This window comes from Pseudoalteromonas sp. SG43-7, from assembly GCF_014164295.1.
Lineage (GTDB): Bacteria > Pseudomonadota > Gammaproteobacteria > Enterobacterales > Alteromonadaceae > Pseudoalteromonas > Pseudoalteromonas rhizosphaerae.
Window position 1 is genome coordinate 1 of record NZ_JACJEY010000010.1, and the last position, 24,091, is coordinate 24,091.

At 40.5% G+C, this 24,091-nt stretch carries 18 protein-coding genes and 1 tRNA gene; 8 read left to right on the forward strand and 11 right to left on the reverse strand.

The window, feature by feature from the left end:
• Positions 1 to 236: 236 nt before the first annotated feature.
• The 6 genes from H5200_RS06225 to H5200_RS06250 all read right to left on the reverse strand — a co-directional run bounded on the left by H5200_RS06225 (position 237) and on the right by H5200_RS06250 (position 7,136).
• Positions 237 to 872 carry a hypothetical protein gene (locus H5200_RS06225; protein WP_259399181.1) on the reverse strand — a complete coding sequence of 212 codons (636 nt, stop codon included), beginning with the start codon at positions 870 to 872 and terminating at the stop codon, positions 237 to 239.
• A 205-nt stretch (positions 873 to 1,077) separates the two neighbouring features.
• A complete protein-coding gene (locus H5200_RS06230) occupies positions 1,078 to 1,629 on the reverse strand; it encodes a cytochrome b (protein ID WP_145235009.1) in 552 nt (183 codons plus the stop codon).
• 329 nt (positions 1,630 to 1,958) lie between these two features.
• Positions 1,959 to 2,420 carry a GNAT family N-acetyltransferase gene (locus tag H5200_RS06235; RefSeq protein ID WP_182761168.1) on the reverse strand — a complete coding sequence of 154 codons (462 nt, stop codon included), beginning with the start codon at positions 2,418 to 2,420 and terminating at the stop codon, positions 1,959 to 1,961.
• Positions 2,421 to 2,607: 187 nt separating this feature from the next.
• Entirely contained in the window at positions 2,608 to 5,043 is a 2,436-nt protein-coding gene (locus H5200_RS06240; protein ID WP_182761169.1) for an ABC transporter permease, read from the reverse strand.
• 87 nt (positions 5,044 to 5,130) lie between these two features.
• Entirely contained in the window at positions 5,131 to 5,868 is a 738-nt protein-coding gene (locus H5200_RS06245) for an ABC transporter ATP-binding protein (RefSeq protein WP_182761170.1), read from the reverse strand.
• Between the two features lie 17 nt (positions 5,869 to 5,885).
• Positions 5,886 to 7,136 (reverse strand): HlyD family secretion protein, encoded by a 1,251-nt coding sequence (locus H5200_RS06250; protein ID WP_182761171.1) that lies wholly within the window; start codon positions 7,134 to 7,136, stop codon positions 5,886 to 5,888.
• 345 nt (positions 7,137 to 7,481) lie between these two features.
• On the opposite strand from H5200_RS06250, the gene H5200_RS06255 reads away from it, so the two are divergent.
• Positions 7,482 to 8,831 carry a sigma-54 dependent transcriptional regulator gene (locus H5200_RS06255; protein WP_145234997.1) on the forward strand — a complete coding sequence of 450 codons (1,350 nt, stop codon included), beginning with the start codon at positions 7,482 to 7,484 and terminating at the stop codon, positions 8,829 to 8,831.
• Complete coding sequence (locus tag H5200_RS06260; protein WP_259398571.1) at positions 8,828 to 10,123, forward strand: PAS domain-containing sensor histidine kinase; 1,296 nt, start codon at positions 8,828 to 8,830, stop codon at positions 10,121 to 10,123. Before H5200_RS06255 ends, H5200_RS06260 begins: the two co-directional genes overlap by 4 nt.
• 153 nt (positions 10,124 to 10,276) lie before the next feature.
• Here the strand turns inward: H5200_RS06260 and H5200_RS06265 are convergent, their stop codons facing one another.
• A complete protein-coding gene (locus tag H5200_RS06265) occupies positions 10,277 to 10,903 on the reverse strand; it encodes a LysE family translocator (RefSeq protein ID WP_149981251.1) in 627 nt (208 codons plus the stop codon).
• 519 nt (positions 10,904 to 11,422) lie between these two features.
• Between H5200_RS06265 and H5200_RS06270 the strand changes: the two genes are divergently transcribed.
• Together H5200_RS06270 and H5200_RS06275 are read left to right on the forward strand one after the other, a co-directional pair.
• Entirely contained in the window at positions 11,423 to 11,806 is a 384-nt protein-coding gene (locus H5200_RS06270; RefSeq protein ID WP_149981252.1) for a DUF1842 domain-containing protein, read from the forward strand.
• Positions 11,807 to 12,236: 430 nt separating this feature from the next.
• Positions 12,237 to 14,141 carry a hypothetical protein gene (locus H5200_RS06275; RefSeq protein WP_182761172.1) on the forward strand — a complete coding sequence of 635 codons (1,905 nt, stop codon included), beginning with the start codon at positions 12,237 to 12,239 and terminating at the stop codon, positions 14,139 to 14,141.
• Positions 14,142 to 14,274: 133 nt separating this feature from the next.
• On the opposite strand, the gene H5200_RS06280 is transcribed toward H5200_RS06275, so the two are convergent.
• Positions 14,275 to 14,359: transfer RNA gene (locus H5200_RS06280), tRNA-Leu, on the reverse strand.
• 261 nt (positions 14,360 to 14,620) lie between these two features.
• Here H5200_RS06280 and H5200_RS06285 point away from each other — a divergent pair.
• A complete protein-coding gene (locus H5200_RS06285) occupies positions 14,621 to 15,115 on the forward strand; it encodes an RDD family protein (RefSeq protein WP_182761173.1) in 495 nt (164 codons plus the stop codon).
• Between the two features lie 32 nt (positions 15,116 to 15,147).
• On the opposite strand, the gene lptG is transcribed toward H5200_RS06285, so the two are convergent.
• Both lptG and lptF read right to left on the reverse strand, forming a co-directional pair.
• Positions 15,148 to 16,215: an LPS export ABC transporter permease LptG gene (gene lptG, locus H5200_RS06290; RefSeq protein WP_182761174.1), complete on the reverse strand. Its 1,068-nt coding sequence runs from the start codon at positions 16,213 to 16,215 to the stop codon at positions 15,148 to 15,150.
• On the reverse strand, positions 16,212 to 17,324 hold the full coding sequence (gene lptF / locus H5200_RS06295) for an LPS export ABC transporter permease LptF (protein WP_182761175.1): 1,113 nt from the start codon (positions 17,322 to 17,324) through the stop codon (positions 16,212 to 16,214). The genes lptG and lptF overlap by 4 nt, the downstream gene beginning before the upstream one ends.
• Before the next feature lie 264 nt (positions 17,325 to 17,588).
• Between lptF and pepA the strand changes: the two genes are divergently transcribed.
• The 3 genes from pepA to H5200_RS06310 all read left to right on the forward strand — a co-directional run bounded on the left by pepA (position 17,589) and on the right by H5200_RS06310 (position 22,638).
• A complete protein-coding gene (gene pepA / locus H5200_RS06300) occupies positions 17,589 to 19,100 on the forward strand; it encodes a leucyl aminopeptidase (RefSeq protein WP_145234985.1) in 1,512 nt (503 codons plus the stop codon).
• A gap of 175 nt (positions 19,101 to 19,275) precedes the next feature.
• Complete coding sequence (locus H5200_RS06305; RefSeq protein ID WP_145234983.1) at positions 19,276 to 19,722, forward strand: DNA polymerase III subunit chi; 447 nt, start codon at positions 19,276 to 19,278, stop codon at positions 19,720 to 19,722.
• A gap of 60 nt (positions 19,723 to 19,782) precedes the next feature.
• On the forward strand, positions 19,783 to 22,638 hold the full coding sequence (locus tag H5200_RS06310) for a valine--tRNA ligase (RefSeq protein WP_182761176.1): 2,856 nt from the start codon (positions 19,783 to 19,785) through the stop codon (positions 22,636 to 22,638).
• 96 nt (positions 22,639 to 22,734) lie between these two features.
• Here H5200_RS06310 and H5200_RS06315 read toward each other — a convergent pair whose 3' ends face one another.
• Positions 22,735 to 24,036, reverse strand: a complete 1,302-nt coding sequence (locus H5200_RS06315) for an outer membrane protein transport protein (RefSeq protein ID WP_182761177.1) — start codon at positions 24,034 to 24,036, stop codon at positions 22,735 to 22,737.
• Positions 24,037 to 24,091: the final 55 nt, after the last annotated feature.

The window sequence follows — 24,091 nt, forward strand, 5'->3', positions numbered from 1 at the left end:
TGAGAGACTAGCCATAGCATGTGGTATCACCAGCAAGGGGCCTTGTCGAAGCTCAAAAACAAAAGGAATTAACATTGCGCTAGGCAATGACTATTTAGCGTCAAAAGGTTTAGTGTCACTGAGAGGTATTTGGATCAATATTCATTACGGGAGATGAACCGCCCATTGCGGACCCGCATGATGGGTGGTGTGGGGGCTGGAGGTTAGAGACCTCCGGCTACCCGATTAACTGCACTTTACTCTGCTTCTTCATCATAGATTCTTGTATAATTCTCAAACTCTGTTCCCTTGAGATCAGCTTCTATGACTCTTTTAGCAACTTCGAAATCGACAACATAGTTGCATACCTCCATGGTTCCACTTCCTATGCTGCCACCATCGCAATGGCCCAAACCAGTCCAACCTAAAGTTTCATTCAATCTGTCAATCAGTCTGTTACGCTTATCCAAATCTTCAGATGTTCCAAATCCATCAACGGCATATTCAACGAGCAATATATACTCATCATCGCTAGGTGAGAACCCGTCACTAACTTTATTATCAATCTCTTTTTGGATTACCTTTTCGGCTTTTTTAAAAAGAGAGTTTTTTACATTCTTGCTTTCGCCAGTTGTGCCCAATTCACCCCAGTGAACTGTATGGGAGCCATCGTCGTTATCCCATGTCTCCCAGTATTCTTTCTTTGAATCTGAAAATTTGTATAGTTTAAGCACTAAGCCTCCTTGTGCAGTTAACAATTTTATAGTGCGCGAAGGGCGGATCTTTCTACTACGACCACGCTCATTTTTTACTTTATATAGTTTTAACAAATTAGCTAAGGTATTACTATCACTAAGTTTTCTATTATCTTTAAGCAAAACTAAATAAAACAATATACACGCGCCGCACATATCCTTGAATATGTGCGCAAACAACAGTTTGAGCACTTAATTAGCTATTATATTTAGTCAATTTCAATTTCCTGTGATCACTTTTAGCCGAACTTCGTCAAAGTGGCAATAGCGTTAAGTCAAACAGAAAGTAGCAAAATTAAAAAAGGGAGACTGAATCTCCCTTTTTTAAAATTTTTATTCGCTGTTATTTTTTCGGCAAACGCATTCTTGCAACCGTATTATCAGATAAAACATAATGGTGGAATAAGGCGGCGGCGGCATGTAATCCAATCAAGTAATAACCAACTTCCCCTGCGGTTTCATGCAGCTCTTTGATGGTTTTAGCCAAGTCTAAATCTTTACTGGCCAATGGCGGCAGCTCTAGACCAAAAAACGGAATTGGTTTGCCTGCCGTGCTCAAAATTAACCATCCAGCAATAGGCATAGCAAACATGAAACCATACAAAATAACATGCACTAGTTTGGCCAGGTTATTTTGCCACTTAGCTGGTTCTGGTTTTATATCAGGAGCCGAGCCACCCACTACGCGAGCAATTAGCCTAACGCTTACTAAAGCTAAAACCGATAAACCAAGCATAAAATGCCACATTTTAAAGGCATCTCGGGTTGTAGTCCCTTTGTCGAATAATTCGCGCAGTTCAATACTTGCGTAAACAGCGACTATCAATATGAACATAAGCCAATGCAAAGCAATGGAGAGCGTATTGTAATGAGTTGTCGTGTTTTTTAAATTCATAATGCCTCTCGAAAAATGAAACGTCTCAACCTACCTCTTATGTTTTGAGAGCTTGAAGAGGTAACCTCTACCCTTGTACGTATTAAATACTCCACATACAGTAACCTATCGTTACTAAGTATTTAGTGATCTAAAACATAAAATTTGTATTTCAAAAATCATGTTTAAATATGGTTGGTTAAGCGTAAACAGTAAAACTTAAAATAAACTTAAGTGATTGGCATAACAAAATAACAACCGTTGGTTACCTTTCGATAAGTATTTGCTAGTTAAACTAATAATTGAAAAGAAATTGAATTTACAACGTTTTTTACACTGTGGCTTTTGAATCAAACAATGCCAGTTCGAAGCATGGCCAGCTTTTCAATACCGTGTTCGGGCGTCCATCTTTTAAACTCAACAAAGTCATGCTTTTTATATAACTTAATAGCGGGCTCGTTAACTACTGCGGTTTCAACTATCGCTGTTGATGCTGTTTCAATAAAGTTAGTTAACGCATAGCGGATTAACTTATCGGCGATGCCTTTTCTAAAATGCTTTGGGTCAACCGTTAAGCTATTAATTTCTAATCGCTCATTGATAATTACCAGTTCAATAACCCCTGCAAGCTGAGTATCGTCATAAAATCCATAAAAAAGCGTTTGCGAATTGTGTATGTCATTAACAGTGCGCGATAAAGGCGGAAAATTCTGCGTACCTATTAATTCAGCTTCTATTTTATAAGAGCGTTGAAAGGTGGTGTAAATTTGCTTTGCGACTGCCTCATTTGCATTATCTAACTTTGCAATCATTGACTGAAATCCCTGTTGTAGCATTTTTAGTTGTATAGACTGCAGATAATAACATTCAGCCCGTACCATCTTTATAATTATTATTAACTTATCAACGTGCCAAATTTTATAAAGTGTTTTTAAAAGAGCTAGTTGAAGGAGCTGATTTAAGCCTTTTACTCAATCAGTCCCTCCTAAACTACACACTTTACTGTTGTGATCCTTGTACACCGTAAATTGCAGGGCGCTTTAGCTGGGCACTTAAAGGTAAATAACACGCCAGTGCGCCAAGGCTAATTACAAACAATAAAGTCATGAATAACATACCAAGCTGCATAATTTGCGGTACTCCATCCGCAATCAGTTGTAGTGGTTGTTGTAAAGCCAGCAATAACGCAATACTGAGTATTATACCCGTTACGATTGCGCTGCCATTTTGCTTAAATACTAACAAAAACAATGCCAGTGGCTTTGCGCCAACACACAAATGAATACCAATTTCAGCACGCCTTAATAACACTGAGTAGCGCATAATACCTATCAAACCAATACTGGTTAAGGCAATAGTGGCAGCAATGATCATCAGCGTTGTCGCCGATACTACATATTGACGAAACAGTGCTGTATCGCGCTGTGCATTTAATGGCGCTAATTGATGAACTGATAAGCCTGAATCAATAGATTGTAATAAGGTGTTAAGCGTATTTTTTGTTAAGTGCTGAGCATTTTTAAACTCGATAATAAATGAATTATAACCAGCACGAGTCAAATAAGCTTTAGGCTCAAGCGACGTTTTCCCCGGTATAAGCATTGTTTTAACTATGCCTATTATTACTAAATCATTTTCGCGCTCTGAAGTTATATCAAAACTCAAATGCATACCCAATGCATTACCATCATTTGATAATTTTTCTGCTAGTACATCATTAATAATAATAACATTCGCATTACTTTTAGTATCCTCGTTTGTAAAACCACGTCCTTGTAATACGGGTTGTTTAAGTAATGAAAAATACTGCTCATCAACTGATTTACCATAAGGTAATACGTTTTGATTGCTTGCTACCTCAACCAATGACCAAGTAATTAAATTATCGTTTATAGGTGATGATGAACGACTTACTTGCCTAACCTCTGGCAGTAAAGCAAGCTCGTTAGCTACTTGCTCTAATAGCTGATTTGCTTTGTCTCTATCAGCCGCTACATGGCTTGCTACATTAACCTTTAAACTCGTTAATTGCTCAAGTGGCAGTGTGAAAGCCTCGTCAATATTACTTTTATTAACGCTAAAAACTAAAAAGTTAATAAACAATAATGTACACGCTACAGCTACTTGAAAAGCGACCAAGCCTTGCCATACGCGCTTGCCCACCTGCACTGTCGTCCCTTTTCCTGCTGACTTTAAACTACTTATCAGTTGTTGGTAATTTACTATTCGCGTACATAAAAAAGCGAACAGCGTCGTTAATATTAAGCCGCTAACCAGTGTGATAAGGAATGATACTGCATTAATAGAAAGCTCATTGGCGCGCGGTAATATTGCCATGGCAAAATCGCTTAAGGTTGCTAAAAAAATCGCCGCTAACGCAAGGCCTATTATACTTGCTAAGGCTATTAGTAAGGCAACCTCCAGCCAAAACTGTTTAAACAAAGTAAACCGTGTTGCGCCCAGCGCCGCACTCAGTGCTAATGTGTGTTTACGCGCTGCAGTTCTTACAATAAACACGTTACTAATGTTTACACAGGCAATAATAACCAACCCCGTTACAGCTAAAATGAGCCAATAAATATTCTGCGGTGTCTCTTTTAATATTACTGTTTGCAAGGTGTTTAGCTCAAGTTCGATATGCCAACCTGCAAAGAATGCTTCGGTCGTAATATGCTGTTGCCATACATCATCCACATACTGCGATAACCTTTTACTCGCCTGCTCAATGCTTACATCGCTTGGTAATTTAGCCACAAAATGGCTGCGCGAGTAACGGTTCCACCAAAATGGTTTAGCCTCTGCAGAGGTTAAATTATAATCCCACGGCAACCATACGTCAGTGACCTGCCCTGTTTTGATAAGTGCAGGCGATTTAAAGTTGGCTGCAGCCACACCTATAATTTTGAATTGCTGAGCGCCCACACTAAGTGTTTGACCTATTATGTTTTCTTTACTGGCAAAGTCATTTTGCCATGTTCGATAACTTATAACGGCAACGGGGTTAAAACTATCAAGAGCTTCAGTTTGCGTAAAACCTCGTCCTAAATGTAGCTTAATTGCAAACATTTCAAACCACTGAGGGGTAACAAATGAGGTGTTTACTATGGGTAAGCCCGCTACATCATCAAGGCGTTGTTCACCGTAATACACCAACGCAGCTTGCTCAAATAATTTATGATTTTTATATAAATCAATCAGTGCAGGGTAATTAAAAGCGCGGGTATTAAGCGCCCCGGTTTGGTCTATTTGAGCATATTCAGCTTTTACTAACCGCATTTGCTCAGGGTATGGCAATGGTTTTAACAGCATAATATAGGCAAGTGTTAATACAGTAATTAATGCAGCTAAAACAATACTTAACGTCGCTACAACACTTAAACTGTAAACTTTATGATTAGTTATATTAAGTAATGCATTTTTTAAATTATAAGTCATTATGGCACTCCGTTAAGTTATCCCTTAATAGCCATTGACGTTTTATTATTTTTGGATATTCCATTTTACTCTCACTAAACAGGTTATTTAAGCACTTAGCTGATCTTTTATACCCACAGCCCCTAGCATCTCACCATCCAATAGCTTTAGTTGCCTTGTAGCCATATCACAGTAACGCGGGTCATGTGTCACCATGCAAATAGTGGCGCCGGCTGCATGTAGCTCACTTAATACATGCATAACTTGATCTCCCGATTTTGAGTCTAAATTACCCGTTGGCTCATCAACTAATAATATTGCCGGTTCAGTCACCAGCGCTCGGGCTATCGCCACGCGTTGCTGCTGTCCACCAGATAATTGGTTAGGTTTATGACTCATACGATGCCCAAGCCCTACTTTTTCAAGGCACGCTTTTACTTTTTCAGCAATTATTTGCTTGTTTGGTTTACAGTGGTGATAACGCAGTGGTAATGCCACGTTGTCGAACACACTTAACTCATCAATTAAATTAAATGATTGAAAAATAAATCCTATTTTTGCATTGCGAGTTTCAGCAGCCTGATTCAGCGAAAGTGCAGAAACGTTTTTACCGTCAATTAAATATTCACCGCTGGTTGGCATATCAAGTAAACCCAATAATGAAAGTAATGTTGATTTACCACAGCCAGATGGCCCCGATATCGACAAGTATTCACCGCGATAAATACACAAATCAATACTACGCAGTGCATAGGTTTGTAACTCTTGGGTTTCAAATACCTTACTAATTCCTTTCATTGCTAATACGACATCGGCTTGGGTGTTCGTTATTTTTTGCTCTGTCATTATTTTTATCCTGTTCATTAGTTAATTAGAATTTCGCTATTGCTGCGAGTAAGGTTGGTTAAATCTGAAATAATCAATTGCTGATCTAACTGTGCGCCGCTTAGTATTTCGATAAAGCGCCCAGCCTCGCGACCAAATTTGATATCAACCAAGTGTGCGCTTTGCTGCTGTGAGTTTACCTGATACAGATCTCTTACACTGTGCGGTTTTACGTTTGCTGGGCGCTCGATATAAGTAACATCTTTTAGCTGTGCGACCTTAATATTGGCATCGACGGTTAATTGCGGCCGAACATTTTCAGGGAGCTCTTTAGGCAACGATAACTCTACCTCTACTGTATTATTACTCACCACAGGGCTGATGCGTGACACCTTTGCCATAACAACACCGCGGCGTGTATCTACTTCTGCGAGCTGCCCTAACCGAATATCATCTACTTGATTTTGTGGTACTTGAATAATTGCAATTAACGAATCAACCGAGCCGATAAGCGCAATTTCTTGCCCTGCATTTACGCTTTGCCCAAGCTCAATCGGTAAACGCTGTAATACCCCATCCATTCCCGCTACTACAGATAGATTGGCCAATTGTGTTTGTGCCATAACTACTAACCCTTGTTGCTGTTTAATTTGCTCAAGCTGAATGTTTTCAGATTCTATGTGTACGGCTTTTAGTTGCTCTGAACGTTGCTTAGCTATTGCTAATTGCTGGCGAAGTTGTTGCTCGTCTAACACGCTACGCTGATAATTAAGCGTTGATACTATGCCCTGTTCAACCAAACTGGTTTCAGCTTTTAATTTTAGTTTGGCATTTTCGTAAGCGGCATGGCTTTGCGCCACATGAGAGCGCTCGTTTAATAACTCGCGAGTATTGTTTAATCTTAACTGGCGTAAGTTAGCATTGAGTTTATTAAGTTCTTGCTGCGCATTTTCGAGCTGTTGCTCAAGCGCTGGATTGGCTAACTGCACAATCACTGAGTCACTGGTCACTATTGCGCCTGGTTTTAATAAAATAGCCTGCACAGTGGCCAACGTTTTTGCCGTAAGCAATTGCTGCTGCGCAGATTTAAGTTCACCATAACCTGTAACCGTAATCGCAAGCGCGCCTTGGCGTACATCACTAATAATAATATTACTGCGCAATACTGACACACCTACTTGACTGCTGCGCTGATAAATCACTGCCACAATTAAAATAACAGCCAGTAATAAAATTAGCTTATGCCAAAGCGATAACTGCTTGACTACTTTTGTTTTTACTATGTCCATATTGCACCGCATTATGCTTTGTATATCTAAGCTATAGCGAAACACGTGCCAACATTAAAAATCAATAAATACAAACAATTACAAGTATGTACTATTTAAAAATTCTTATTGAGCGGCGATACCGGACTCCTCAGTATCAATTTGAGACTGGCCATGGTCTTGCGCTTTCGTTGCACCACATATCTCAACCTTGAAACCGGACTCAAACAGTCCGCAATCGGACTGAAACACCTAGTAAAATCATCTTTAAATAGCTAACAAGCTGAAATACAGCAATAAAATCACTGGCATAGAAATCGCTATACGCTACAATCAACCTGTGCTTATTCACCTATTTGGAAGTTTATGCCTGCCACTATTTTGATCATTGAAGATAGCCCCGAAATCCGCCTAAGCGCGCGCTTTATTTTAGAAGATAACGGCTACCAAGTGCTCGAATGCGACTCACCTTTTAGCGCGCAAGCAGTAGTTAAAGATAGCCAAGCGATTGACCTTATTTTGCTCGATATGAATTTTACCCGCGACACCACATCAGGTGACGAAGGTTTGGCGTTTTTACAGCACTTACATAAACAACAGTTAGATATCCCTGTCATCGCAATGACTGCGTGGTCGAGCGTAGATCTAGCGGTTCGCGCTATGCAACACGGTGCGTGTGACTTTATTGAAAAGCCATGGCAAAACCAGCGCTTATTAAAATTGCTCGATCAGCAACTCACACTTAAAAAGTTAAACAAACAAAATCAAAAGTTGCTGCAACAGCTTAACGATCGTGCCTCGCCTGCATTTGTGTATCAGTCACACGCTATGCAACAACTGATAAGTCAGTTAGCTAAGGTGGCTAAAACCGATGCTAACATTTTACTAACCGGTGAAAATGGTACGGGTAAGAGCCAATTAGCACAATGGCTTCATCAGCAGTCAACGCGCCATACACAACCGTTTATTGCAGTGAATATGGGGGCTATTGTTGAATCGTTATTTGAAAGCGAAATGTTTGGTCATAAAAAAGGTGCGTTTACTGATGCTAAAAATGAGCGCATTGGCCGCTTTGAACTGGCCGATAACGGCAGTTTATTTTTAGACGAAATAGCCAATATACCACTACCACAACAAGCAAAATTATTACGGGTACTCGAAAGCCAAGAGTTTGAGATGGTTGGCGCGAGTCACACTAAAAAAACCAATGTACGCTTGATCAGTGCCACCAATGGCGATATTGCCACACTGATAAAACAAGGCCAGTTTAGAGAAGATTTATACTATCGGATAAACACTTTGGAGTTTGTAATACCGCCACTACGCGAACGCATTGAAGATATAGTGCCTTTGTGCGAGCACTTTATAAATTTACATGCTAAAAAATACTCAAGCACCATACTTACATTGAGTGAATGCGCTAAACAGGAATTAAACCACTATACTTGGCCGGGCAATGTACGCGAGCTAAGCCATGTGATTGAACGGGCAATATTGTTAGCAACAACCGACACATTGACCGCCGATGACTTAAACCTGCACAGCAGTCAAATCAATAACACATTACCACTAATGACACTAGAGCACGCAGAGCGCCAATTAATTGATTTAGCCCTCAAGCAGACCCAAGGCCATATTCCTAACGCCGCTAAATTATTAGGTTTAGGTAAATCTTCTATGTATCGTCGCCTTGAAAAATACGGGATTACCGTATGAAAAGCAGTATGACACTTAGTTGTCTTTATCACTCATCGCTGGAACGCAGTTTAATTGGCTTTGCATTTTTTAGTAGCACTTTAGCAGCGTTGGGGTGCTATTTTATTGGCCAATATTTTGCTTTATCTGTTGTTACTTCTGCCGTTATCTCAATCCTATTTTTAGCTATTTATCTTAAGCTGTTTATTCGTACCTATAAAAAAGTGATCAACAGCTTTAACCGCAATTACGCCCACCTAGATGCCATTTTAAACGAAGATTATAACCAGCTCGTTAAGCCCAGCTATCAGGCGGGGAGTATTCACCAATTACAACAAAGCTTGATTGAGTTAAGTGAAGAGTTATTTAAAAAGAAGTCGCGATACGATCAGCATGTTTTTTTGGTGTACCAATTAATTGAGCATTTTAATGTGCCGATCATGGTGCTCGATCAATATAATAAGCTCAGTTATGCCAATAATGCGTTTAGCGAATTTAAACAGACTCAATGGCAAACCTTACGCTATGCAAGCGCTGAACAATTAGGGCTTACAAAGCAAGACGCACATTGGCAATTTAGCGATGTTATTACAGCCCAGCAATGGCAAATACGCCACAGTGAATTTATAGAGCAAGGCAGCTGTCATCAACTTATTGTTATGATCGACATCACCTCAGCCCTTCGCGAAAGCCAACTGCAAGCATGGCAGCAAATTATTCGCGTACTCGGTCACGAAATTCGCAACTCACTCACACCAGTTACTGCAATGGCTGAAAATCTCGCCGTGAAGCTCACCGAGCCACGACAAATACAAGCACTTAATGTTATAAGTGAGCGCTGTAATTATCTTAATGAATTTGTCACGCGCTATGGCGATATAAATAAACCACTGGCACTTAATATAGTAGCAATAGACACCGACACATTTTTAAAACAAGTGTGCGCAATATACCCTGACGTTGCATTTAGCTGCGTAACAGACGCCGCAACTTTTAAGGCCGACCGCACGTTTATTCATCAAGTCATGATCAATCTAATAAAAAATGCCATCGAAGCAAGCACCCCGCCCGTTAAAGTAACATTAGGTGTGCATAAGCAAGGAAAAGTAAGCTGCATCACCATTGATGATAACGGCCAAGGCCTTGCCAACCCCGATAACATATTCGTGCCGTTTTACACCACTAAACAACAAGGTCAAGGGATTGGTCTAAGCTTTTGTCGCAACGTGATAGAGCAGCATCATGGTAGTTTGAGCTTAGCGAATAAAGAAAAACACCAAGGTGCAGTCGCAACAATACTATTGCCAGTGTAGCTAGCTTCGAAAAGAAATACTAAAAAGAACATTTAGTTTAATCAGCGAATACTTTGTAAAAGCAGCCCCTATTCTAAAAAACAACGATAAAAAAACCTGTACGCCCTCAAACTCAACTTCATGTAATACGCTGTATGTAGAATCAACTTCTCCCTAACGTTCGCTCAATGCAATTTTACCAGCTAAACCAATTAGCAATACTCCTGATACTCCTTCCAATATTCGCGTGTATCTACCTGCGTTAGGTCGATTGAACAACCAACTTCCAACAGTTGCATACAGTACGTTGCAGAGGGTTGCTAACACACTAAAAACTAATCCTAAAATCAGTAATTGCGAGGCTGCTGAGCCAGTGGATGTATTTATAAATTGCGGGAGAAATGAGAGAAAGAACAAAGCAACTTTAGGGTTCAAAACACTGACCACAACCCCCTGCATAAAAATATTTCCTTTCGTATCCTTACTTTCACTAACGACTACCCGACTATTCCCTTTGTACATGGAAATAAGTGCTTGAACACCTAAATAAACTAAATAAAGGGCACCAAGCCATTTAACGATACTAAAAGCTAAAGCTGAACTTAAAATAATGGCTGATAATCCCACACAGGCCGCTAATGTATGAAAAAAGTAACCAACCCCCAAGCCAAGCGCAGCTTTCATGCCACTGACCATCTTACCTTTCATGGTATTTGATACGATGTAGATAACATCAGGCCCCGGTATTAAATTGATAGTCAGACAAGCAATAACAAATAACATCATTGAATTAAATTCCATTAACTTTCTCCATTTTTACTATTAAGGCTTAATATTAGGTTTTTTATACACATTGCTAGCTTTGCAATGTAGATACAAGTGGTTAATTGTCTATTTTCTAAACTCAACACACAGCCATGTTTTTACAACCATAAAAAGTGTTGTTGAGTTTTTTATATTATTAACTTTACAAGATAAACAAAGAGAATTAAACATACCTATTAGTGGTACGGTTGATTTATTTGGAATATATTGATAAATGCTGTTTATTTGCATCACTTGTAAATAGAGCAAGCTCCTCTGCTTTTTTTATAGCTCACAATTCACATGCATTCCTAATCTATCGCAAAAACGACTAATCCAACGCATTACAGCAGATATTTGAACTGCAAGAATAGAGCGACTATGCCGTAAACTAATTTACATGACCTAGCTGTAATACGCTGTAATATGTCTTTTGTGGTGGTCATTCTACACTTTCACTCGGTTACTAAGTAACCATATAACAGTGTGAATGCAATCTACAAAAGGAACAAGAAAATGTCTGATGAAAGCTTATATCTCGTTAAATTACAATTTCAATCTGGTGTTGTTGGTGGTGGCTCTATGGAAATTCAGTTTGCTGTAGATCCAAAAACAGGTTCATTAAATGGTCGAGCGAATGGCAGCATCCAAGAAGGAACGCAGCATTCACCTCATTTCACCGCTAGCGCATCGGGCCATATGCATGCAACTGGCTATAATGATGTAACTAAAGTTGGTGCGCTAACTGGTCAAGCCGTGGTGTCTTTTCCACCACCTGCAATAGGTAGTTACCAGTCACCATTTACGGCAAGCTTTGGCGTTGATAATCAATGGAATGGCAAAGGCAGCTTTTCTGTGGGTGAGAATACTTACCAATGTAAAGTGAGTCTAATCGACTAAGCTGATTAAAAATAGTTTTTCTATTAAATGGCATTCAATCCAGTTGAATGTCATTTAATAATTCACCAAGCAGCGTCATTACTACCCTTCTTCAAGCTCTCGCCAAAGCTTATGGCTTAGCACTTTATTTCAGGCATAAAAAACCGACCAATTTGGTCCGCTTCACGTTTATAAAAACGTTGAAAAACAGTGTCGACTTGCTTTGCTATGATTTAATTAGGATTGCCTAACTTTTTTATCATTTGTTTAAGCCTTTGTATTCATTTAACTAGGCATTCATATAACTAGGTTTAGTAGCAAAACTTCAATAGAAGAATCTTCAACAAAGCGCTTAATGACTTAAAGCATTTCCTTCTTAACTTTACCTACGTTTGGTCCATTCAAGTTAACCATCTGATATAATCGCATAAAATATTAAGGAAAATTAGTGATGAAACTAAAAACAACAGCTGTCTGCCTTTTAACCTTACTACTTTCTGCCTGTGGTGGGGGAAGTAGCTCTGAAGAACAACAAAAAGCAGCAAATAACAAACCTACTATAGCGGGTGAGTTCAGTTTTGAACTCGCTGCGGGATCTAGTTTAGAACATGCACTTACTGTAAGCGATAAAGACAACGACACAGTAACTGTCTCTGTAATAAACAAACCTGATTGGCTAAGCTATGAACTAAGTGAAAATACACTAACGCTCAGTGCTTCGCCTACTCTTTTTGACATAGCTGAACATCAAATCGACCTATCAATTAGTGATGGTAAAGAGTCGAACCAGTTTAACCTAAGTATTGACGTTCACTATGATGCCGTTAACTTTCCTGGCGAAGCAATTACACTTGCAGATAAAGAATTAATCGGCACGTGGACTACAGCTGACTCTAGCTCACTATTTCATTTTTCAGCTGACCAAACAGGTTTTGCAAAAATTGACAGTGACAACTTTATGTTTAACTGGAATAACCCAGATGATGTTGAACTGCATACTCAAGAGTTTGAATGCATTGCAAATTGCATGCGTTCAAAGTTTATACCTCTCGAGATTTTAGCTAAGAAAGCTAATTCTATCCTAGCTAAAAAGTACATAAGTGAAACCGAATTCACTTGGCTTACCCTGATTAAAGGCGAGAAAAAAGCGCTTAGTTTTGATACTTATAGCGATCAACGCCAAGAGCAAACACTTAGACTAAGCCAACTAGGTAATGAAGAAGGCGTCAAATATACTTTCTTTGCCAATGTAGCGATTAAAGCAGAAGGTTACACTCAGTTGGCTGGATTTCACGAGAATGTAATTCTAACTGACGGTATATATCAATTTATTGAGCCTGAAGAGAAAGGTAATAGTATATTTGGGCAAGACTATACAAAAACGTTTCAAAATACTGATGGCTCATATCAACAAATCAGTTTTTCTGTTCAATTAAAACAAGCCGAACTCATTGCAAGCTTAGATGATTTTGCTGTTTTTGAAGTCACCTATCATTTTATCCCTCAAACATCTCAAGATACGGCTAATTGGCCTGAGCTTGAAAAAGAGCTTGTTGATCGCAAAACCTATAAAGTATTTAGAGGTGTTGCAGAGGCGCCAGTTCCTGAATTTTCAGCGGGTGATGTGTTATTCGGCTTATCTCCATTGTATTCAAGTGTGCAATTAGCTGATGGCAGTTCCTTTAAAATAATCAATGCACCTATCACGGTTGATTCAGAAACTTCAGGACATTACTCAGTGAAAAACGCACTTACTGGTGAAGAGTCTACTTATGATATTACGTTCAGCAACTTGGGCGATACTTTAGAATTCACCATAGGTATTGAAACTAGAAATGTACGCTATGTAAAACTCTACGATAATCGCATTGCTACTGTAGACGATTTTTACTCCAGCAAAAAACAATCAAGCTACTCTTACGCTAATCTAGCCCAAGCAGATACTACCTATAATGCGACTCAAGAAGATTATATGAAAACCTTCTATGTTAACGATTTAAACTTGTTAAATAACAACAAACATGCCGTTATAGAGCCTCACGATAACGGTACAGCCATTGTTTATAGCGGTGGTATTTTTGGCCCTAATGGCCGTTGGCAGTTTGAAGAAGACAATAGCATGAGCTTCGTAACTCCTTGTAGTCAAGATGAAACAATAAGCAGTTGTATCGATAATTCTGAAGAAGTTGATGTGATCAACTACAAACTTTTCAAAAAGGAAAAAGCCGGCTATTGGTTTTTAAGGTCTCATAGCAACCAAGACAAATACTCAGATGGAAAAATAGCCCAATCAGTAACACAAAGTATTCAATTCTTAAAACTATGCGATAGCGTCTGTATATACAGAAGTAATTAACTAAAAATCAAACGATTAATGCAGATTATACGGTATTAATCGTTTGCCACATCATATGGCTATAAACTAACAACTGACCACTTTATTTCAGGCATAAAAAAACCCCGACCAATGTGGTCAGGGTTATTAAAAGTGGTACCAGCGGCCGGACTTGAACCGGCACGCCTTGCGGCAGGGGATTTTGAATCCCCCATGTATACCAATTTCATCACGCTGGCATCATTTTTCTTTAACCTTCTAACATGAGAAGATAAAGAAAAACCACTTTAGAGCTAGGACTTATCAAGCTGTCTTTGTCTCTATGCCATGCATTATACAAACAATAAGAGGAGCAGCAAGCGTTTTTTACAAAACCACGATCAACCGCTTAACAATTGAGCAACCATTAACATTCACTCATAAAAGCTACTAACTGTGCGGCTAGTATTTGTCTCGCTATTTGCTAAACTAGCGCGCATATTAACTTTGTGAGTTTGTTTATGTCTGCTGAATTTCCGCGTGCGAGCTTTTGGCGTCGCTTTGCCTCTTTAATTTACGACTCTTTAGTTGTGATTTCGCTATCTATGCTTACTGCCATACTTTACTTTGCAGCCATTCAGGGGTTAATTGGCTTAGATCTAATTGCGCAGACAGAAGATCCGGCCGCCTTAATTCAGGACTCTCCATTGCTGTACGGTATTCGCAGTACATTATTCGTTGGTGTAAATATTATATTTTTTGTCTATTTTTGGACTAAGAGTGGCCAAACGATTGGTATGCGCGCATGGCGTTTAAAAGTACAAACTCGAGATGGTAAGCTAATTAGTTGGCCACAAGCCGTTATTCGCAGCGTAACCGCATTACTTGGCTTAGGTAATTTAGTGGTATTAGTTGATTTTAAAAACAAACGAGCGCTGCAAGATTACCTGTCTAAAACCGAGGTTGTTGCGCTAACAAAAGAAGAAAACAAACGAATTTATCGTTCTTTAGATTAGCAATGAGGAGCTAGGCTGCTAGCTCCCCGTTATCAATTTCGCTTATTAAGCAAGTAAGTCGCAAAACCTATAAATATTATGCTTGGTAAAATCGCCCCGATTATCGCAGGGATTTGATACACCATCACCACAGGACCAAATATTTCATTGGTTAGGTGAAATGCAATACCGGTTACTACACCCATTACAATCCGCGCGCCCATCGTCACGGTACGCAGTGGGCCAAATATAAACGACAGCGCCACTAATAACATCACCGCTATCGATACTGGCTGCATAATCTTACGCCATAAAGCAAGCTCGTAGGTGCTAGTATCTTGCTCATTTTGTTTCAAATAACCTAAATATGACCACAACCCTGTAAATGACAGAGACTCTGGTTTTACCGATACGACACCCAGCTTTTCAGCTGTAAGTTGTGATTCGTAAAACTCTTCTTTTTGCTGCTGTGTGCTGATCAACTCTTCACTGAGTTGCACTTTATTTACATCTCGAAGTAACCAACCGTCTTTACGGCCTACCGCTTCGCGAGCTTTAGTAATTTGTGTAAGTTGTAGTGAACTATCAAAATGATACATGTTCACGCCATGTAATACGCCGTTTTGGTCAACATCTTCTATATTAATAAAGTTATTGCCATCTTTGGCCCATACACCTTGCTGAGCGTTAAATACATCACCACCATGTATTGCTTGATTACGCATTTCTTTCGCTTTAAGTTGTGTCGCTGGTGCGCCCCACTCGCCTAATGCCATCATACAAAGCGCCATAAATATTGCGGTTTTCATTACTGAGAGAATAATTTGCAAACGCGACATACCGGCGGCTTGCATCACCACCAGTTCACTATTTGATGCAAGTGCCCCAAGCCCCGTTAAGCCACCAATTAAAGCGGCCATTGGGAAGAACACCACAAGATCATCAGGCATGCTATATAAGGTATATAGCAAAGCAGTTCCAATATCATAGCTACCGCGACCGACTGATTTAAGCTGCTCAATAAATTTAATCAGGGTACTGATCCCAACTAAGACCATCAAAGCAAAACCGGTGGTTTGTAAAACACTGCGGCCTAAATACCAATCAAGCGTTTTCATCATGCGCCTAACTCCCGCTTAGTTAATACTGCTTTTAACCATGCGCCGAGCGGTCGCCCTTTGATAATCAAAAAGCCGCCAATAAATAAAGCGCTTAAATGGATCCACCACAGGCCAATTGAAGGCGGAATTTTACCATCCTCAATCGCAAACTTTGCAGCATTCAATAAGATGAAATAACCTAAGTACAAGCTGATGGCAGGCACTAATTTAGCAAACTTACCTTGGCGCGGATTAACGACACTCAATGGTACTGCTAATAAAGTAAGTAGTGGAATAGAAAGCGGTATAGCAAGACGCCACTGCCACTGAGCAATCGCGTCTGTCGTTTTCATCGCAAACAGATCTATGGTCGGCACAGCTTCAAGTTTACGGCGTTGATGTTCTATTTCTTGCTCACGAATTTGTACGCTATAGCCATCAAATTCGGTTAAATTTAGCGCAGGGGTTTTGCCGTCGGTTTCGTAACGCTTACCGTCACTGAGTACCAATTGCTGCTCACCGCTTTCTTGCTCGATCACTACACCCCGCTGCGCATATACTAACCGTGCTAGGTTATCTTTTTCGCTGTCTGGTAGTTGCGCTACAAATACTTTGTGTAGTTCTTTGCCGCCGTTGTCGATATTGTGAATAAACACCACCGCTTTTTCGTTACCTGTTTGTTGAAAGCGCCCAGCACGCAGCGCTGATAACCCGGCATCCGCTTTGGCTTGTTCTTTCAATTGATATTCTTGCTCACTCGCCCATGGGGCTATATATAAAGTCAGTACTCCCGCCAATAGCGCTAATACCACACTAGAAACTAAGGTTACACGCACTACGTACCATTCACTAACACCACAGGCTTTGAGAACGGTCATTTCACTGTCGGCATAAATGCGACTATAGGCGAGAATAATCCCTAAAAAGATACTTAGCGGTAATATTAATGATGCCAATTGCGGTAATTTTAGTGCAATCATCGACAGCACTAACTTAGCAGGAATGCCGCCTTCAGAGGCATCGCCAAGAATAACAACAAACTTTTGCGACAAAAAAATTGTCATCAAAGTTAAAAATACGGCGACCTGAGACTTTAAAACTTCAGTGGTCAAATAACGGAAAATTAGCAATGATCGCCCCTGTTAAACATGATGCTTTACTTCAAGAGTAAGAAAATTTGAGTAAACTTAGGGTTTTATTATATGTCATCAACATTAAATATCATACCTAGCAACTCGATATATTGTCGCATTAGTGGTATTGATGGCTACAAAAGTATAAAGTTCAAATACACATAATGAGTCAGCGTTTATAAGCTAATATTAAGCTAGTATCTGGATTTTTATTTTATTACCCTTATTTAAGGGTTAAATGACTCAAAATTAGGAGTGACAATGGAATTTAGCGTAAAAAGTGGTAGTCCTGAAAAGCAACGTAGCGCATGTATTGTAGTTGGCGTTTATGAGCCACGTCGTTTATCCCCCATTGGTGAACAACTCGATAAAATCAGTGATGGTTATATCTCTAATTTATTGCGTCGCGGCGACCTTGAAGGCAAGCCGGGACAAGTGCTGTTATTGCATCATGTACCCAATGTGTTAAGTGAACGCATACTATTGGTCGGCTGTGGTAAAGAGCGCGAGCTAGACGACAAACAATACAAACAAATTATTTCAAAAACTATCAATACCCTAAATGAAACTGGGTCGATGGAAGCGGTATGCTTTTTAACTGAGCAACATGTTAAAAGTCGCGACACCTACTGGAAAGTCCGCCAAGCGGTCGAAACCACCCAAGACTGTTTGTATACCTTTAACCAATTAAAAAGCAAAAAAAGTGACCCGCGTCGCCCGCTGCGTAAAATTGTGTTTAACGTACCAACTCGCCGCGAACTTACCATTGGTGAAAGCGCCATTGAACATGGCCTAGCGATTGCTGCAGGTAGTAAGTTATGTAAAGACGTAGCGAACATGCCACCAAACATATGTAATCCTGCATATTTAGGTGAACAAGCGCAAGAACTTGCAGCTAACTTTGACAACGTTACGGTTGATATAATTGGCGAAGATAAAATGGCAGAGTTAGGTATGAATTCATACTTAGCAGTTGGTCGTGGTAGTGATAACGAATCTATTATGTCGGTAATTAACTACCAAGGCGGCGCGAAAGATCAAGCCCCAATCGTGCTAGTTGGTAAAGGTTTAACCTTTGACTCAGGTGGTATTTCACTCAAACCAGGCGAAGCCATGGATGAAATGAAATACGACATGGGCGGTGCAGCCGGTGTTATTGGCGCAATGCGTGCTTTGGTGCAAATGCAATTACCGATTAACGTAATTGGTGTACTCGCAGGTTGTGAAAACATGCCAAGCTCGAATGCTTATCGTCCGGGTGATATTTTGACCACTATGTCAGGGCAAACAGTTGAAGTACTAAATACCGACGCTGAAGGCCGCCTAGTATTATGTGATGCACTCACTTATGTCGAGCGCTTTGAACCTGAAACCGTGATTGATGTCGCTACTTTAACTGGCGCTTGTATTGTTGCCCTTGGCGCTCATGCAACGGGGTTATTATCTAACCACAACCCACTGGCACATGACTTGTTAAAAGCATCTGAGCAAAGTGGCGACCGTGCGTGGCAGTTGCCACTGTGGGATGATTATCAAGATCAACTAGAAAGCCCATTTGCTGATTTTACTAACTTAGGCGGCCGCTCTGCGGGAACGATAACAGCAGCATGCTTCTTATCTAAGTTTACTAAAAAGTATAACTGGGCCCATTTAGATATCGCAGGCACTGCTTGGCGCAGTGGTAAAAACAAAGGCGCAACAGGTCGACCGGTGCCAATGCTTACGCAATATTTACTCAACCGTGCCGGTGTAAGCGAAACCAGCCAAGATTAAACCCCGCGTTTAACAATACATTGTTAAATTTAAATAAGGCGCTTTTTAGCGCCTTATTTATTCCCCACTTATTAACGTATAAATTAGCGTATTAATTGAAGCAAAACGCGTTATATGGCAAAATCCCTGCTTTGATTTAAGTATTATTTTCAATACTGTGGGAAGCCCCGATACAATGAGCATGAACGCCCAGTTTTTCGTTCTAAAGCAACAAGATGAGTCATTAGCCAAGGCTGATGATCACTTTAGCTTAGCGGCTGATATTGCTGCTGAACAGTATCGTCTTGGTCATCGTATCTTTATTTACGTTGATGATCTTGAAATTGCCCATGCCATTGATGAAACTATTTGGTCATTCGACCCCGACAGTTTTGTGCCTCACAATCTCCAAGGTGAAGGTCCAAAAGGTGGTGCGCCCGTTGAAATAGGTACTACCCCGCCAGTCGGTAATCGTAAAGTTTTAATTAACTTGGCTGCACAATTGCCGGACTTTATTCGTCGGTTTAACCAAGTTTTTGATTTTGTGCCCGTTGAAGCCACTGCTAAACAAGCTGCCCGTGAGCGCTTTAAAAAGCTACGCCAACTCGGTGCTAATATCACCACGCAAGATATTAATAGCTAACATACCTTTTGTATAAATAGCTAACTAACTCATTTAAGTACTTATTTAAGGTTCTGTGTAATGGATAAAACCTACAATCCGCAAGATATTGAACAGTCGTTATACCAAGACTGGGAACAAAAAGGCTACTTCAAACCATCAGGTAAAGGCGATGCATATTCAATTATGATCCCGCCACCCAATGTCACTGGTAGCTTACACATGGGCCACGCTTTCCAAGACACCATTATGGATACCTTAACGCGTTTTAAACGTATGCAAGGTAATAACACATTATGGCAAGTAGGTACTGACCACGCAGGTATTGCTACGCAAATGCTGGTTGAACGTAAACTCTCTGCTGAAGAAGGTAAAACACGCCACGACTTAGGCCGTGAAGCTTTCATCGACAAAATTTGGCAGTGGAAAGAACAATCTGGCGGGACTATCACAAAACAACTTCGTCGCCTTGGCGCATCGGTTGACTGGGATCGTGAACGTTTCACAATGGATGACGGCTTATCAGAAGCAGTTAAAGAAGTGTTTGTACGCTTACACAAAGAAGATTTAATTTATCGTGGTAAGCGCCTAGTAAACTGGGATCCAAAGCTACACACGGCTATCTCTGATCTTGAAGTTGAAAACAAAGACAAACAAGGCCACATGTGGCACCTACGTTACCCATTGGCTGATGGTGTTACAACCCAAGGCGGTAAAAACTACATTGTAGTGGCAACGACTCGCCCAGAGACCATGCTTGGTGACTCAGGTGTTGCAGTAAACCCAGATGACGAACGCTATCAAGACTTGGTCGGTAAAGAGATTTTACTGCCGATTGTTAATCGTCGAATTAAAATTGTTGCTGATGAACATGCCGATAAAGACAAAGGCACTGGTTGTGTAAAAATCACGCCAGCACACGACTTTAACGATAACGAAGTTGGTAAACGTCATCAAATGCCGTTGATCAATATCTTCGATAAAGATGCCGCAATTCTAAGCCAAGGCGAAACCTACACCTTTGATGGTAAAGAGCTTGAGTTTGATGCACCAATTCCTGAGCGCCTGCATGGTCTTGACCGCTTCGATGCACGTAAAGCAATTGTGGCTGAATTTGAACAGTTAGGCCTACTTGAAAAGATTGAAGATCACGCTCTAACCGTACCTTACGGCGACCGCTCTGGTGTGGTTATTGAACCGCTACTTACTGACCAATGGTATGTACGTGTTGCACCACTGGCTGAGCCTGCAAAAGACGCAGTAAAAAATGGCGATATTCAATTTGTACCTAAGCAATACGAGAACATGTATTTCTCGTGGATGAACGACGTACAAGATTGGTGTATTTCGCGCCAGCTGTGGTGGGGTCACCGCATTCCAGCTTGGTACGACAGCGAAGGCAACGTTTTTGTTGGCCGTGATGAAGCAGAAGTACGTCGTGAAAACAACATTGCTGATAGCGTAACACTTAGCCAAGACGAAGATGTACTCGATACCTGGTTCTCATCAGCACTTTGGACTTTTTCAACCCAAGGCTGGCCTGCGAACACAGATGATTTGAAAACTTTCCACCCGTCTGACGTATTGGTAACTGGTTTTGATATTATCTTCTTCTGGGTAGCGCGCATGATCATGATGACCATGCATTTCATCAAAGATGATAACGGCAAGCCACAAGTGCCCTTTAAAACGGTTTACGTTACGGGTCTTATTCGCGATGAAAATGGCGATAAAATGTCAAAATCAAAAGGTAACGTACTTGATCCAATCGACATGATTGACGGTATCGACCTTGAAAGCTTAGTAACAAAACGCACCAGTAACCTGATGCAAGAAAAAGTCGCTAAGAAAATCGAAAAAGATACTCGTAAAACCTTTGATAACGGCATTGAAGCTCACGGTACAGATGCACTGCGCTTTACTTTAGCGGCAATGGCATCGACTGGTCGTGACATCAACTGGGATATGAACCGCCTTGAAGGTTACCGCAACTTCTGTAATAAGTTATGGAACGCCAGCCGTTATGTACTAATGAACACCGAAGAGCAAGATTGTGGCTTTACAAATGATGCAGTTAAAGAGTATTCACTTGCTGATCGTTGGATCTTAGGCCAATTTGAAGCAACTGTTAAAACCTATACTGAGCACTTAGATAACTACCGTTTTGACCTTGCAGCAAATACGCTTTATGAGTTCACTTGGAACCAATTTTGCGATTGGTACTTAGAGCTGACAAAGCCTGTATTATTCAAAGGCAATGAAGCACAACAACGTGGTACGCGTCATACACTGATCACTGTGCTTGAAAGCCTACTGCGCTTAATGCACCCAATGATGCCATACATTACCGAAACGATTTGGCAACGTGTTGCGCCACTGGCAGGTCTTGAAACAGCGAACACTAGTATCATGGTACAAGCCTTCCCTGTTTACAATGAAGCTAACGTTGATGCAAAAGCAATGGATGATTTAGAGTGGGTTAAGCAATTCATTTTAGCCATTCGTAACATTCGTGGTGAAATGGATATTAGCCCAAGCAAGCCGTTATCAGTATTACTAGCAAATGCATCTGCGGATGATGTACGTCGTATTGAAGAAAATAAATCTTTCTTAGCATCACTTGCTAAAATTGAAGAATTTACGCTGCTTGATAACAAAGATGACGCACCTGCATGTGCAACATCTTATGTTGGTAACCTTGAGATCATGATCCCAATGGCAGGTCTAATCGATGTTGACGCCGAACTTGCACGTATTGCTAAGCAGCTTGAAAAAGCCGAAAAAGGCCTAGCTCAAGTGCAAAATAAACTAGCAAACGAAAAGTTTGTTAACAATGCACCTGAAGCAGTCCTTGCTAAAGAAAATGAGAAACTTGCAGAGTTCTCAGATGCGAAAGCAAAACTACTTGAGCAAAAAGCCAAGATCGAAAGCTTGTAACTAGATGCGGGGAAACCCGCACAGCTAGACACAAAAAAGCCGCGTTAATAAATAACGCGGCTTTTTATTTGCGCGGGATAAACCCGCGCCTACAAATTAAAACGTGTAGTTATACTGCGCACCAACAAGTACAGCATGACCTTTTGATTCAAAAGACCATTGCTGAGGTAAGGTTTCACTCTCTACTTTTTCAGTGAACTTTTGTGTTTTGCCACGCAATACACTCACCCCTAAATCAACGTTTGAGTTTTGATCAATCGCGTAGTTACCACCAAACGAGAACCAGAAACGGTCTGTATCAGGAATAGAAATTGATAAATGCTGTTGTGATACTGGCGACTCATCAAACGCAAAGCCGGCACGTAGCATTAAGTTTTCGCTGTATTGGTAATCAGCACCGATTGAGTAACGCAATGCATCAGAGAAGTCTTCTGTTTTTTCAAATGCACTGAACTTATCGCCTGTAGGTGCAGTAACTTGTGCTTCTAATGAATCAAAGCTGCTCCAACCTGTCCATAATACGCTGTAGTGAACGCCTAGTTTCTCGTCTAACTGATGAGAGCCTGAGAACTCAGCAATTGCTGGTAATGTAATTTCAACAGAGCCCGGTAATTCAAGTTGTCCGTTTAATCCACCAGGAATAAATGAAGGTAGTTCATTCGAGTATTCACCTTCAAAAGTAATATCTGTTTCTGTACGGTAGTTAAAACCAAAGCGGCTGTTTTCATCTAGCTGATACATTAAGCCGACGTTTAAACCGTAGCCCATATCATCACCTTCAAGGTGAACAGCATCAGCACTTGCAGGAATAGAAGCAATAGCAGCATTTACAGGAGGTACTACACCAAACTTACGAATAATCTTCGCTTCTGCATAAATTGCATTTAAGCCGATACCAAAGCTAAACTGCTCTGATACTTTATAAGCAACACTTGCGTTCATGTTTACAGTAACAATTTCAGTTTCACCGGCAATTTGGCCAGCTGCGTAATCATCGTTAAACTCAGTGGCAAGGCCAAAGTTAGAAAAAGCACCAAAACCAACCGATACTTTATCGTTTACTGGCATAGTGAAATAACCTGCCGGAATAATCGCGCTTGGTGCAATGCTGTCATCATTTAATACACTGTTATCTAGACCGTAGCTTGTTCCTGTACCTTCAAGGCTCACATCAGGGATCACAGCTATAGCTGCAACGCTAAGTTGCTTCTCTTTAAACAACGCCATTAATGCTGGATTACGCGCAACTACAGAGGCATCATCAGCCACAGCTGCTTCACCAGCATATGCACGCCCTAAGCCAGAGGCATTTTGCTCTGCAAGCTGGAAAGCCGCTGCAAACGTATCTGCAGACATAACAGCAAGTGATGCTGCAATTAAAGTTTTTGTAAATTTCATTGTGTTTCCTTAACCAAACTAAATGTTTGGGTTCCCATGTGTTGTCTCTAATTAT